Here is a 12,856-nt window from a genome sequence, read left to right on the forward strand (position 1 = left end):
AATTCGGAAGCGCCGTGATTGATGCGGAGATCGCGGAAGGCCTGAGCGTGACAGAAAAACTCATCGCCAAAATCAAAAGAAGTACTCACGCCATGTAACAAACCTCGGCACGGCTCAGATAATACGTTTGTCGTGCATGATGGTGGTGAAAACACCGGAAGGTTTTTCATGTATATTCTGCATGTATCGTTTTTTCGGTGAGATTTAATGAAAAAGCTTTTTGTGCAGTTTTATCTTTTGCTGTTTGTCTGCTTCCTGGTGATGACCATGCTGGTCGGGCTGGTCTATAAGTTCACTGCCGAACGAGCGGGCAGGCAGTCGCTGGACGATCTGATGAAAAGCTCTCTTTATCTGATGCGCAGCGAACTGCGTGAAATTCCACCACATGACTGGGCGAGAACCTTAAAAGAGCTGGATTTGAACCTGTCGTTCGATCTGCGCATTGAACCGCTGAAAGATTTCGATTTAGATCCGCCTGCCATGCAGCGCCTGCGTGACGGGGATATCGTGGCACTGGATGAGAAATACACCTTTATCCAGCGCATTCCGCGCAGTCATTATGTGCTGGCCGTAGGGCCGGTGCCTTATCTCTATTATCTGCACCAGATGCGCCTGCTGGATATGGCCCTGATGGCCTTTATCGCCATTTCACTCGCCTTCCCGGTCTTTATCTGGATGCGCCCACACTGGCAGGACATGCTGAAACTGGAATCCGCCGCACAGCGCTTTGGCGAGGGGCATCTTACCGAGCGTATTCACTTTGACAGCGGGTCCAGCTTTGAACGTCTGGGGGTGGCATTCAATCAGATGGCCGATAACATCAACGCCCTGATTGCCAGTAAAAAACAGCTGATCGACGGGATTGCTCATGAGCTGCGCACGCCGCTGGTGCGTCTGCGCTATCGGCTGGAGATGAGCGAAAACCTTACGGCGGCAGAGTCTCAGGCGTTAAACCGCGACATCGGCCAGCTTGAAGCGCTCATTGAGGAGCTGCTCACCTATGCTCGTCTTGACCGTCCACAAAATGAACTGCACCTCAGTACCCCGGATCTGCCGACGTGGATCCAAACCCATATTGATGACGTCCAGAGCGTCAATCCGCAACGCACCCTGTTAACGCGCGTCACGCCGGGTGATTACGGCGCGCTGGACATGCGCCTGATGGAACGCGTGCTGGATAATCTGATGAACAACGCCATGCGCTACAGCGAGAGCACGCTGCGGATTGGCCTGGACTTGCAGGACAATCAGGCCCGTCTGACGGTGGAAGACGATGGCCCCGGCATCGCCCCGGATGCGCGTGAAACCGTGTTCGAGCCGTTTGTGCGTCTCGACCCGAGCCGCGACCGTGCGACGGGAGGGTGTGGTTTGGGGCTGGCGATTGTCCACTCTATCGCGCAGGCGATGGGCGGCACGGTGCAGTGCGGGGAGAGTGAACTCGGCGGCGCATGCTTCTGCTTTAGCTGGCCGGTGTACCATAACATCGCCCTTCCCGTTCCTGCCTGACCTTAACCGCACGCTGGCCTGACCCGGCGTGCTGTGCTATACCATGAGTATGTTGTAACTAATGGGGATTCACATGGCGATATACGATCTTATCGAAAGGCTGAACAGCACCTTTCGGGAGATGGAGCATGAGCTGTTAACGCTAACCGAGCGCCTGCAGGCCTGCCGCCTGTTGGCTGCACGGGTCTTTACCCTGCCGGAGGTGGCAAAAGGCGCAGAGCACGATCCGCTGCAAACCATCGACGTCAAACAGCATATCGGCCAATCCGCCCGGGATCTGGCGCTACAGCACTATCGTCGCCTGTTTATTCAGCAGCAGTCAGAAAACCGCAGCAGCAAGGCGGCCGTTCGCCTGCCGGGGGTGATCTGTCTGCAAACGGACGCCGAAACCCGTGAGGCGCTGGAAACCCAGATTACGCACATCAATACCCTGAAAGCGGCATTTGAAAAGATCATTACCGAAGAGTCAGGCCTGGCGCCAGCCGCCCGCTTTGAGTGGGTGCACCGCCAGCTTCCGGGTTTAATCACCCTGAATGCCTACCGTACGCTGACGGTACTGCGTCAGCCCGCCACGCTGCGCTTCGGCTGGGCCAACAAGCACATTATCAAAAACTTTACCCGGGATGAGATCCTGGCCCAGCTGGAAAAGAGCCTGAAAGCGCCGCGCACCGTAGCTCCGTGGTCGCGCGAGCAGTGGATTGAGCGCCTGGAGCAGGAGTATCACAGCATCGCGTCATTGCCCGTTGAAACGCGCCTTAAGATTAAACGCCCGGTGAAGGTGCAGCCTATCGCCCGCGTCTGGTATTCAGGCCAGCAAAATCAGATCCAGTACGCCTGCCCAACACCGCTGATTGCGCTCTACGATGCCGACCAGGGCGCCGTGGTACCGGACATTGGCGAACTGCTGAATTACGATGCGGAAAACGTTCAGCATCGCTATAAGCCTCAGGCGCAGCCGCTGCAGCTGATTATTCCCCGGCTGCACCTGTATGTGGCGACGTGACTATTTCAGGCTGCCGACCATCGCTTCAGGGCGGACCCAGGCATCAAACTCGGCTTCCGTGAGGTAGCCAAGCGCCAGCGCAGAGGCTTTCAGCGTCAGCCCCTCTTTATGCGCCTTTTTGGCGATCTCAGCGGCTTTGTCGTAGCCGATATGGGTATTGAGGGCGGTTACCAGCATCAGCGACTCATTGAGCAACTGGCTGATTCGCTCGCGGTTCGGCTCAATGCCGGAGGCGCAATGCGCGTTGAAACTCTCCATGCCGTCCGCCAGCAGACGTACAGACTGAAGCACATTGTGGATAACCATCGGACGATAGACGTTCAGCTCGAAATTGCCTGACGCACCGCCCATGTTGACGGCCACGTCATTTCCCAGCACCTGACAGCAGAGCATAGTCATGGCTTCACACTGCGTCGGGTTCACTTTGCCCGGCATAATGGAGCTACCCGGTTCATTTTCCGGGATGCTGATTTCACCAATGCCGCAGCGCGGGCCAGAGGCCAGCCAGCGCACGTCGTTGGCGATTTTCATCAGTGATGCCGCCAGCCCTTTCAGCGCACCATGGGTGTGAACCAGCGCGTCGCAGGTTGCCAGCGCCTCAAACTTATTGGGCGCGGTAACAAACGGTTGCCCGGTAATCGCGGCCAGCTCTTCCGCCACGCGCACCGCGTACTCCGGATGGGTATTTAGCCCCGTCCCCACCGCCGTGCCACCCAGCGCCAGCTCAGAGAGATGCGGCAGGCTGTGCTCAATGTGTTTGAGATTGTGTTCCAGCATCGCCACCCAGCCGGATATCTCCTGTCCAAGGGTCAGCGGCGTGGCATCCTGCAGGTGGGTACGCCCGATTTTGACGATATCGCTGAAGGCCTGGGCTTTCTCGTTAAGGGTGCTTTTAAGCACATTTAGCTGCGGGATAAGCTGTTCACGGATGGCAATCACCGCCGCCACGTGCATTGCCGTCGGGAAGACATCGTTGGAGCTCTGGCTCTTGTTAACGTCATCGTTCGGGTGAACCTTACGCTCCATACCGCGCACGCCGCCCAGCAACTCGCTTGCCCGGTTGGCCAGCACTTCATTCATGTTCATGTTGCTCTGCGTGCCAGAGCCGGTCTGCCAGATGGCCAGGGGGAATTCGTCGGGATGCTTGCCCGCCAGCACTTCGTCGGCGGCACTGATGATGGCGTTGGCTTTGTCAGCCGCCAGCAGGCCCAGATCCAGATTCACTTTGGCGGCGGCACGTTTGGTCAGCGCCAGCGCCTGAATCAGCGAAACGGGCATTTTCTCTGTCGAAATACGGAAATGTTCCAGCGAGCGCTGGGTTTGCGCCCCCCAGAGTTTGTCGGCCGGAACGTCGATCGCGCCCATCGAATCTTTCTCACGGCGATGCGTTGTCATTACTTTCTCCTTGATAATTAAAGATGGGATTGCTCACATGCTTAAGAGATAAGTATTGATGACTTCTGAGAAACGTTATGGCGCTTTGTGCGCTCTTTTTGGTGTCGGGTGGCGTAGCCGCCACCCGGCTTTTTAGCTTACTTCACACATGCCGAACACTGAGAGGACTGGATCTGCTTGAAGAAGTCATTGCCTTTGTCATCCACCAGGATAAACGCCGGGAAATCTTCCACTTCAATTTTCCAGATCGCTTCCATACCCAGTTCCGGGTATTCCACGCACTCCAGGCTCTTGATGCTGCCCTGCGCCAGTACGGCCGCCGGACCACCGATACTGCCGAGGTAGAACCCGCCGTGCTTGTGGCACGCATCCGTCACCTGCTGGCTGCGGTTGCCTTTCGCCAACATGATCATGCTGCCGCCGTTGGCCTGGAGCTGGTCAACATAGGAGTCCATGCGGCCTGCGGTGGTTGGGCCTAATGAGCCGGAGGCATAACCCTCTGGCGTTTTCGCCGGGCCCGCGTAGTAGATCGGATGATCTTTGATGTACTGCGGCAACCCTTCGCCGTTGTCCAGGCGCTCTTTCAGCTTCGCATGGGCGATGTCGCGGCCGACGATGATCGTGCCGTTCAGGGAGAGACGCGTCGAGACCGGGTACTGAGACAGCTGCGCCAGAATCTCTTTCATCGGGCGGTTCAGATCAACGCGAACCGCTTCACCTTCACCGGCTTTACGCAGCGCTTCCGGAATGTACTTACCCGGATTGTTCTCCAGTTTTTCGATCCACACGCCTTCACGGTTGATCTTCGCTTTGATGTTACGATCCGCCGAGCATGAGACGCCCATACCCACCGGGCAGGATGCGCCGTGGCGCGGCAGACGGATCACACGCACGTCGTGAGCAAAGTATTTACCGCCGAACTGTGCGCCGAGCCCCAGATTACGCGCTTCTTCCAGCAGCTCCTGCTCAAGCTGAACATCGCGGAACGCCTGGCCGTGTTCGTTCCCTTCGGTTGGCAGGCCGTCGTAGTATTTAGTCGATGCCAGCTTCACGGTTTTCAGCGTCGCTTCCGCCGACGTGCCGCCAATGACAAAGGCGATATGGTATGGCGGACAGGCTGCAGTCCCGAGGGTACGCATTTTTTCCACCAGGTAGTTCTTCAGCTTGCCCGGTGTGAGCAGCGCTTTCGTTTCCTGGTAGAGGTAGGTTTTGTTGGCTGAACCGCCGCCTTTCGCGATGCAAAGGAATTTGTACTCATCGCCGTCCACGCTGTAGAGGTCAATTTGCGCAGGCAGGTTGGTGCCGGTGTTGACCTCTTTATACATATCCAGCGCCGCGTTTTGCGAGTAGCGCAGGTTGTCTTCGGTGTAAGTGTTGTAGACACCGTGCGCCAGCGCGGCTTCATCGCCGCCACCGGTCCAGACACGCTGGCCTTTTTTACCCACGATGATGGCCGTACCGGTGTCCTGGCAGGTCGGCAGAATGCCTTTTGCCGCGATATCGGAGTTACGCAGGAACTGCAGCGCGACATACTTATCGTTTTCGCTGGCCTCCGGGTCGCTGAGAATATCGGCCACCTGCTGCTGATGCGCAGGACGGAGCATAAACGAGGCGTCGTGGAAGGCGTGCTGCGCCAGTAAGGTCAGCGCCTGCGGATCGACCTTGAGGATCTCCTGCCCTTCAAACTCAGAGACAGAGACGTGATCGCGGGTTAACAGGTAATATTCGGTCTGATCCTTACCGAGCGGGAAAGGATCCTGGTAATGAAAGGGTTTGTTCGACATTGTTCTCTCACTTACTGCGTCGGTCTGATTATTCAGGGCAGATGTTCCGCTGCCCGGCTTAAAAGCGAGTCAGCTTATCCTACACAATTTTTTAACAAAAACTGAGACTAGTACGACTTTTTACATCCGCAGGTTACTTCCAGGTGGTTTATTGCTTTAATACCCGGAGTTTATTCCACATTTGAATCAGGGCTTGATAATGCAAAAACTCATCAACTCAGTGCAAAACTACGCCTGGGGAAGTAAAACTGCGTTAACGGAACTCTACGGTATCGCGAACCCGGACAACCTGCCGATGGCAGAACTGTGGATGGGCGCCCACCCGAAGAGCAGCTCAAAAGTTGAAGATGCCAGCGGCCAGGTGCGCGCGCTGCGCGACGTAATTGATGCCGATAAAGCCACGCTGCTGGGCAACAGCGTGGCCAACCGTTTTGGCGAGCTGCCGTTCCTGTTTAAGGTGCTGTGTGCCGATCAACCTCTCTCCATCCAGGTTCACCCGAACAAGAAAGCCTCTGAAATTGGCTTTGCAAAAGAGAATGCGGCCGGTATCCCGTTAGATGCCGCCGAGCGTAACTATAAAGATCCGAACCACAAGCCGGAGCTGGTCTTTGCGCTGACCCCTTTCCTGGCGATGAACGCGTTTCGCGAGTTCTCCGAGATCATCTCTCTGCTGCAGCCGGTCGCAGGAGCGCATAACGCTATCGCACATTTCCTGGCAAATCCGAACGCGGAAAGCCTGAGCCAGCTGTTCGCCAGCCTGCTCAACATGCAGGGCGACGAGAAATCCCACGCCCTGGCGGTGCTGAAAGCGGCGCTGGACGGCCAGCAGGGCGAACCATGGGACACCATCCGTCTGATTTCTGCGTTTTACCCGGACGACAGCGGCCTGTTCTCCCCGCTGCTGCTGAACGTGGTGAAACTAAACCCGGGCGAAGCCATGTTCCTGTTCGCGGAAACGCCGCATGCCTATCTGCAGGGTGTGGCGCTGGAGGTAATGGCCAACTCCGACAACGTGCTGCGCGCGGGTCTGACGCCGAAATATATCGACATCCCTGAACTGGTGGCTAACGTGAAGTTTGTGGCAAAACCTGCTGCCGAGCTGCTTACTCAGCCCGTCAAAAATGGCGCAGAGCTGGACTTCCCTATTCCGGTTGACGATTTTGCTTTCTCCCTGCATGACCTCAGCCAGACCAAAACGACCATCGCGCAGGAGAGCGCGGCGATCCTGTTCTGCGTTGAGGGTGAAGCGACACTGCATAAAGGCGAACAGCGTCTGGTGCTTAAGCCGGGTGAGTCAGCATTCGTTGCTGCTAATGAGTCCCCGGTCAGCGTGAGCGGTACCGGTCGCCTGGCGCGCGTATTTAATAAGCTTTAGACAATACTGAATTTTTTAACAACTCTTGCTAAGCTAGTGGCAGGCTTTATATCTCCGGGCGGTTTCTACCGCCTGGTTTCATTTTAGGGATAGTCGCAATGAAAAAATCGGTCGTAGCGGTAGGCGTGATTGTAGCGTTAGGCGTAGTCTGGACGGGAGCATCCTGGTTTACCGGGAAGCAGCTGGAGAGCCGTCTGGCTGAGATGGTGGCACAGGCTAACAGCCAAATTAAGCGTGGCGCACCGGAAGCGGGTGTAGAGCTGAGCTATCAGAATTATGAGCGCGGGGTATTCACCAGCCATATGCAGCTTGTGGTGAAGCCCGTTGCCGGAAATGAAAATGGCTGGCTGAAGCCGGGCCAGACGGTGGTGCTGGATGAGGTGGTAAGTCACGGTCCGTTCCCGCTGGCGCAGCTGAAGTTCTTTAACCTGATCCCATCAATGGCGTCCGTTCACACCGTGCTGGTGAATAACGACTTAACTAAGCCGCTGTTCGATCTGGCAAAAAATGAATCACCTTTCGCGGTTGATACCCGCATCAGCTATGCCGGTGACACCCGCTCGAATATCGCGCTGAAGGCGCTGAACTACGAGAAAGAGAACGAGAAAGTCACCTTCAGCGGTGGCAACTTCACCGTAGATGCTGACCGCGAAGGGAACGTGCTCTCCCTGACAGGGGAAGCGCAAAGCGGTCTGATCAACGCCGTTAACGAATACGATCAGAAGGTTCAGATTACCTTCAACAATTTGAAAGCGGACGGCAACAGCCGCATGACCGACTTCAAAGAGCGTATCGGCGATCAGAAACTCTCGATTGATAAGATTGCCATTGCGATTGAAGGTAAAGAGATGGCCGTGCTGGAAGGCATGGACGTTGATGGTAAATCGGATGTCTCCAAAGACGGTAAGAGCATCAATACTCAGCTGGATTACACCCTGAAGAGCCTGAAAGTGCAGAATCAGGACCTGGGTACCGGCAAGCTTTCGCTGAAGATCGGCAATATTGACGGTCAGGCATGGCATGAATTCAGCCAGAAATACAGCAAAGAGAGCCAGGCGCTGCTGACCGATGCCGCGCTGCAGCAGAACCCGGAAGTGTATCAGCAGCAGGCGATGGCCGTGCTGTTCAACAACCTGCCTATTCTGCTCAAAGGTGAACCGGTGATCACCGTCGCTCCGCTGAGCTGGAAAAACAGCAAAGGCGAAACCAGCTTTAACCTGTCTCTGTTCCTGAAAGATCCGGCAACCGCAACGGGCGAACCGCAAACGCTGGCGCAGGAAGTGGATCGCAGCGTGAAGTCACTGGACAGCAAGCTGACGATCCCAATGGACATGGCAACCGAGTTTATGACTCAGATTGCGAAGCTTGAAGGGTACGGCGATGACGATGCCGGCAAGCTGGCAAACCAGCAGGTGAAAGGCCTGGCGGCGATGGGCCAGATGTTCCGTATCACCAAGGTGGACGACAACACGATTTCCACCAGCCTGCAGTATGCCAACGGCCAGGTGACGCTCAACGGTGACAAAATGCCGCTGGAGGACTTTGTCGGCATGTTTGGTATGCCTGCCCTGGGCATGCCGGAACCGGCTGAACCAGCAGCGCCAGCCGAACCTGCGGCGCCGCAGCAGTAAACGACAAAACCCCTCGCATAAGGGGTTTTTTATTGCCGGGGGGCGGCGATGCCTTATCTGGCCTACGCTCCGCAACGTGCTCTGGATTATTTCACCGTTACCAAACGCGCCGCCACAATCTGGTGCCCGGCCTGCACGTCTGTTTTTTCGATGCGCTGCATGATCCTGTCCGCCAGCGTGTAGCCCATCTCCCGTGCGGGCGTGGTGGCCCAGACAATAGGCAGATCGTCCAGCGCATTTTCGCCAACGTCGGCAAATGCCCCTAACGCCACCTGATGGCCGAAGAAGGTTTCAACGCCCCCCTCACCGCTCTGACGCCCGGCGCGGATCAGACCAAACCAGGCCCCCATCGCAATCACATCGTTATAGCAAATCACGGCGCTTATCGTCGGACTGCTGCTTAACAGCGCACCGATCGCTTCTGCGGCTTTTTTCTGACTGGATTCACACTCTACCACCCACTCGCTGTGGAACGGTAAACCGTATTTAATCAGCGTCGCGCAATAACCGCCCACCCGTTCGGCGCGGGTCAGCGACGAGCTTTTTCCGCCGAGCCAGGCAATCCGCTGATGTCCGCGACGAATAAGATGCTCGGTCAACATTTGGGCCGCCTGCATGTTATCTGGCCGCAGGGTATCGGCTTCATCCAGATAACTGGCGCGCGACGCAAAGACCAGAGGCACCCCTTTAGCGGCCGCGCGCTCGCATAATTCACTGCTCACGCCCGACGCTCCGGCAACAATCACACCGTCAACGCCCTGGGTGAGCAGCATGTCGAGCCGGGAAAGAAGCTGGTCCGGCTCGCGCCCGCCGTGGAGCAGAAACACCATTCGTCCCTGCGCCTCCAGCGCTTCGGTTAACCCGGCGGTCAGTTCGGCGTAAAAGGGTGAAGTCAGGTCACGCACGATCAGGCCAATCACGCCGCTTTGTCCCCCGCGCAGGGCCGACGCCTGACGGTTACGCACAAAACCCAGTTGTTCAACGGCGTCGTTAACCCGCTGACCGGTCGCGGGAGAGATGCGCCCTTTTCCACTCAGGACCAGTGAAACGGTGCTGACGGAAACCCCCGCCGCCAGCGCGACATCGTTGATGGTGATCTTTTTCGCTACAGCCATATGTTGGCGTGACTCCCTGATAATGAGATCGGTAAAACGTTTTATCAATACGTTATCTTTATACTACCAGTGAAAGGCTGAGAATGTGATTCAGCGCGCACTAAACTTTGATAAAACGTTTTATCTTCTCGCAGCATTGAAGCAGACAAACTGATTTTAACAATAAAGGAGTCGTTTTATGACGGCGAAAACAGCACAAAAAATATCGCTGTGGGAATTTTTCCAGCAACTGGGTAAAACCTTTATGCTGCCCGTGGCGCTTCTCTCGTTCTGCGGGATCATGCTCGGGATCGGCAGCTCGCTCAGCAGTAAGGACGTCATTACGCTGATCCCGTTCCTCGGTACCCCTGTGCTGCAGGCGATCTTTATCTGGATGAGTAAGGTCGGCTCCTTTGCCTTCAGTTTCCTGCCCGTGATGTTCTGTATCGCCATCCCGCTGGGCCTGGCGCGTGAGAATAAAGGCGTGGCGGCGTTCGCCGGTTTTGTGGGCTACGCGGTGATGAACCTTGCGGTGAACTTCTGGCTGACCGCCAAAGGCATCCTGCCCACTACCGATGCTGCGGTGCTGAAAGCCAACAACATTCAGAGCGTGATTGGTATTCAATCCATCGACACCGGGATCCTCGGCGCGGTGATCGCGGGGGTCATTATCTGGATGCTGCATGAGCGCTTCCACAATATCCGCCTCCCCGATGCGCTGGCGTTCTTCGGCGGTACCCGCTTCGTGCCAATTATTACTCTCGTGGTCATGGGGCTGTTTGGTCTGGTTATCCCGCTGATCTGGCCGGTCTTTGCGCTCGGTATCAACGGTATTGGCCGTATCATTAACGGCGCGGGCGATTTCGGCCCGATGATCTTCGGTACCGGCGAACGTCTGCTGCTGCCGTTTGGCCTGCAACATATTCTGGTGGCGCTGATTCGCTTCACCGAAGCAGGCGGCACCATGGAAGTGTGCGGTCATGATGTAAGCGGTGCGCTGACCATCTTCCAGGCGCAGCTGAGCTGCCCAACCACTCATGGCTTCTCTGAGAGTGCGACCCGCTTCCTGTCACAGGGTAAAATGCCGGCCTTCCTCGGCGGTCTGCCAGGCGCGGCGCTGGCGATGTACCACTGCGCCCGACCTGAAAATCGTCACAAAATTAAAGGGCTGTTGATTTCCGGGGTAATCGCCTGCGTTGTAGGCGGTACGACTGAGCCTATCGAATTCCTGTTCCTGTTTGTCGCGCCGGTGCTGTATCTCATCCACGCGGTGCTAACCGGTCTGGGCTTTACCGTGATGGCGGTGCTGGGCGTCACCATCGGTAACACCGACGGCAACGTAATTGATTTCGTGGTGTTCGGCATCCTGCATGGTTTGTCCACCAAGTGGTATCTGGTGCCGGTCGTGGCGGCGATCTGGTTCGTGGTGTACTACGGTATCTTCCGCTTCGCCATCACCCGCTTTAACCTGAAAACGCCAGGCCGCGATGCCGAAACCGCCACCAGCGTGGAACAGGCCGTTGCCGGTACGGTGGGTAAATCGGGTTATAACACGCCGGCAATTCTGGCGGCGCTGGGCGGTGCGGATAACATTACCTCTCTGGATAACTGCATTACCCGTCTGCGTCTGTCGGTGGCGGATATGTCGAAAGTGGATACCAATGCCCTGAAAGCCAACCGGGCAATCGGCGTGGTACAGTTGAATCAACACAATTTGCAGGTGGTTATCGGCCCGCAGGTGCAGTCGGTCAAAGATGAGCTGGCCACCCTGATGCGCACAGTCGAAGCCTGATGCCTCACCCCCTCACGCAGAGGGGGTTTTACTTTAAGGATGTACGTCATGTTTGATTTCTCGACCGTTGTCGATCGCCACGGCACCTGGTGTACACAGTGGGATTATGTTGCCGACCGTTTTGGTGCCGCCGACCTGCTGCCCTTTACGATCTCTGATATGGATTTCGCCACCGCCCCCTGCATTATCGATGCGCTACATCAACGTATTGATCACCGCGTGTTTGGCTACAGCCGCTGGAAAAACGAAGAATTCCTGGCCGCGGTGGCGCACTGGTTCCAGCAACGTTTTAACAGCCGGATTGATACTGAAACTGTTGTTTATGGCCCTTCCGTGATCTATATGGTCTCTGAGCTGATTCGCCTGTGGTCGATGCCGGGAGACGGTGTGGTGGTGCATACCCCGGCTTATGACGCGTTTTATAAAGCCATTGAAGGCAATGCGCGCCACGTAGTGCCAGTGACGATGGAGAAACAGGCGACGGGCTGGCAGGGAAATATGGCCGCGCTTGAGGCCGCCCTGGCGAAACCGGAAAACAAAATATTGCTGCTGTGCAGCCCGCAAAACCCGACCGGCAAGGTCTGGACGCAGGAGGAGCTGGCGCAGATGGCTGAACTGTGCGCGCGCTATGACGTGGCGGTGATAAGCGATGAAATTCATATGGACATGGTATGGGGAGAACATCGCCACACGCCATGGAACAGGGTCGCGCGCGGTAAATGGGCACTGCTGACCTCAGGCTCCAAGAGCTTTAATATCCCGGCACTGACCGGCGCATATGGGTTAATAGGCGATGAGGAGAGCCGTAATGCGTATCTGAGCGCGCTAAAAGGCCGTGACGGCCTCTCCTCTCCCTCCGTGCTGGCACTGACGGCGCATATTGCTGCCTATCAGCAGGGTGAGCCGTGGCTTGCCGCGCTGCGCGACTATCTGGAAGAGAACCTGAAATTTATCGCACGTGAAATGAACAGCGCTTTTCCGGTACTAAACTGGACGCCACCCGAGGCGACCTATCTCGCCTGGATTGACCTGCGCCCGTTACATATTGACGATCGCGCCCTGCAAAACGTACTAATTGAGCAGCAAAAAGTCGCCATCATGCCGGGATATACCTACGGAAACGAAGGCATCGGTTTTATCCGCCTGAATGCCGGCTGCCCGCGCAGCAAGCTGGAACAAGGGGTGCAGCGGCTGATTGCGGGTATCAACACGCTCCTGTAGTTTGTTTGCGCAACGGAATATTCCCTTGCGCAAATAGCTTTTTACCTCGTTTTGT

The 12,856-nt window shown here is 56.4% G+C and carries 9 protein-coding genes; 6 read left to right on the forward strand and 3 right to left on the reverse strand.

The features are described 5' to 3' along the window. Window positions 1-207: 207 nt before the first annotated feature. Entirely contained in the window at window positions 208-1,506 is a 1,299-nt protein-coding gene (gene rstB, locus AX755_RS18220) for a two-component system sensor histidine kinase RstB (protein WP_013096876.1), read from the forward strand. Between the two features lie 73 nt (window positions 1,507-1,579). Beyond that, window positions 1,580-2,509 (forward strand): DNA replication terminus site-binding protein, encoded by a 930-nt coding sequence (tus, locus tag AX755_RS18225; protein ID WP_062857206.1) that lies wholly within the window; start codon window positions 1,580-1,582, stop codon window positions 2,507-2,509. Here the strand turns inward: tus and fumC are convergent, their stop codons facing one another. Together fumC and fumA are read right to left on the reverse strand one after the other, a co-directional pair. After that, the gene (gene fumC, locus AX755_RS18230) at window positions 2,510-3,904 is read right to left on the reverse strand and encodes a class II fumarate hydratase (RefSeq protein WP_020688279.1); all 1,395 of its coding nucleotides are present in this window, start codon (window positions 3,902-3,904) and stop codon (window positions 2,510-2,512) included. It lies immediately after the preceding gene. Between the two features lie 137 nt (window positions 3,905-4,041). Continuing rightward, window positions 4,042-5,688 carry a class I fumarate hydratase FumA gene (gene fumA / locus AX755_RS18235; protein ID WP_013096879.1) on the reverse strand — a complete coding sequence of 549 codons (1,647 nt, stop codon included), beginning with the start codon at window positions 5,686-5,688 and terminating at the stop codon, window positions 4,042-4,044. A 199-nt stretch (window positions 5,689-5,887) separates the two neighbouring features. Here fumA and manA point away from each other — a divergent pair, with 199 nt between their 5' ends. Beyond that, window positions 5,888-7,063: a mannose-6-phosphate isomerase gene (gene manA / locus AX755_RS18240; RefSeq protein ID WP_048971251.1), complete on the forward strand. Its 1,176-nt coding sequence runs from the start codon at window positions 5,888-5,890 to the stop codon at window positions 7,061-7,063. Window positions 7,064-7,161: 98 nt separating this feature from the next. Further along, window positions 7,162-8,694 carry a YdgA family protein gene (locus tag AX755_RS18245; protein ID WP_062857207.1) on the forward strand — a complete coding sequence of 511 codons (1,533 nt, stop codon included), beginning with the start codon at window positions 7,162-7,164 and terminating at the stop codon, window positions 8,692-8,694. 86 nt (window positions 8,695-8,780) lie between these two features. On the opposite strand, the gene AX755_RS18250 is transcribed toward AX755_RS18245, so the two are convergent. Next, window positions 8,781-9,809, reverse strand: coding sequence for a Mal regulon transcriptional regulator MalI (locus tag AX755_RS18250; protein ID WP_029882782.1), 1,029 nt, complete (start codon window positions 9,807-9,809; stop codon window positions 8,781-8,783). Window positions 9,810-9,987: 178 nt separating this feature from the next. Here AX755_RS18250 and malX point away from each other — a divergent pair, with 178 nt between their 5' ends. After that, window positions 9,988-11,580 (forward strand): maltose/glucose-specific PTS transporter subunit IIBC, encoded by a 1,593-nt coding sequence (gene malX / locus AX755_RS18255; protein WP_020688287.1) that lies wholly within the window; start codon window positions 9,988-9,990, stop codon window positions 11,578-11,580. Window positions 11,581-11,628: 48 nt separating this feature from the next. Then, the gene (locus AX755_RS18260) at window positions 11,629-12,801 is read left to right on the forward strand and encodes a MalY/PatB family protein (RefSeq protein ID WP_062857208.1); all 1,173 of its coding nucleotides are present in this window, start codon (window positions 11,629-11,631) and stop codon (window positions 12,799-12,801) included. Window positions 12,802-12,856: the final 55 nt, after the last annotated feature.

Source organism: Enterobacter sp. SENG-6 (genome assembly GCF_001605945.1).
GTDB lineage: Bacteria > Pseudomonadota > Gammaproteobacteria > Enterobacterales > Enterobacteriaceae > Enterobacter > Enterobacter cloacae.

Bases quoted from the DNA above. Each gene is read 5' to 3' on its own strand.
- rstB (WP_013096876.1), top strand. From the start codon at position 208: ATGAAAAAGCTTTTTGTGCAGTTTTATCTTTTGCTGTTTGTCTGCTTC.
- tus (WP_062857206.1), top strand. From the start codon at position 1,580: ATGGCGATATACGATCTTATCGAAAGGCTGAACAGCACCTTTCGGGAG.
- fumC (WP_020688279.1), bottom strand. From the start codon at position 3,904: ATGACAACGCATCGCCGTGAGAAAGATTCGATGGGCGCGATCGACGTT.
- fumA (WP_013096879.1), bottom strand. From the start codon at position 5,688: ATGTCGAACAAACCCTTTCATTACCAGGATCCTTTCCCGCTCGGTAAG.
- manA (WP_048971251.1), top strand. From the start codon at position 5,888: ATGCAAAAACTCATCAACTCAGTGCAAAACTACGCCTGGGGAAGTAAA.
- AX755_RS18245 (WP_062857207.1), top strand. From the start codon at position 7,162: ATGAAAAAATCGGTCGTAGCGGTAGGCGTGATTGTAGCGTTAGGCGTA.
- AX755_RS18250 (WP_029882782.1), bottom strand. From the start codon at position 9,809: ATGGCTGTAGCGAAAAAGATCACCATCAACGATGTCGCGCTGGCGGCG.
- malX (WP_020688287.1), top strand. From the start codon at position 9,988: ATGACGGCGAAAACAGCACAAAAAATATCGCTGTGGGAATTTTTCCAG.
- AX755_RS18260 (WP_062857208.1), top strand. From the start codon at position 11,629: ATGTTTGATTTCTCGACCGTTGTCGATCGCCACGGCACCTGGTGTACA.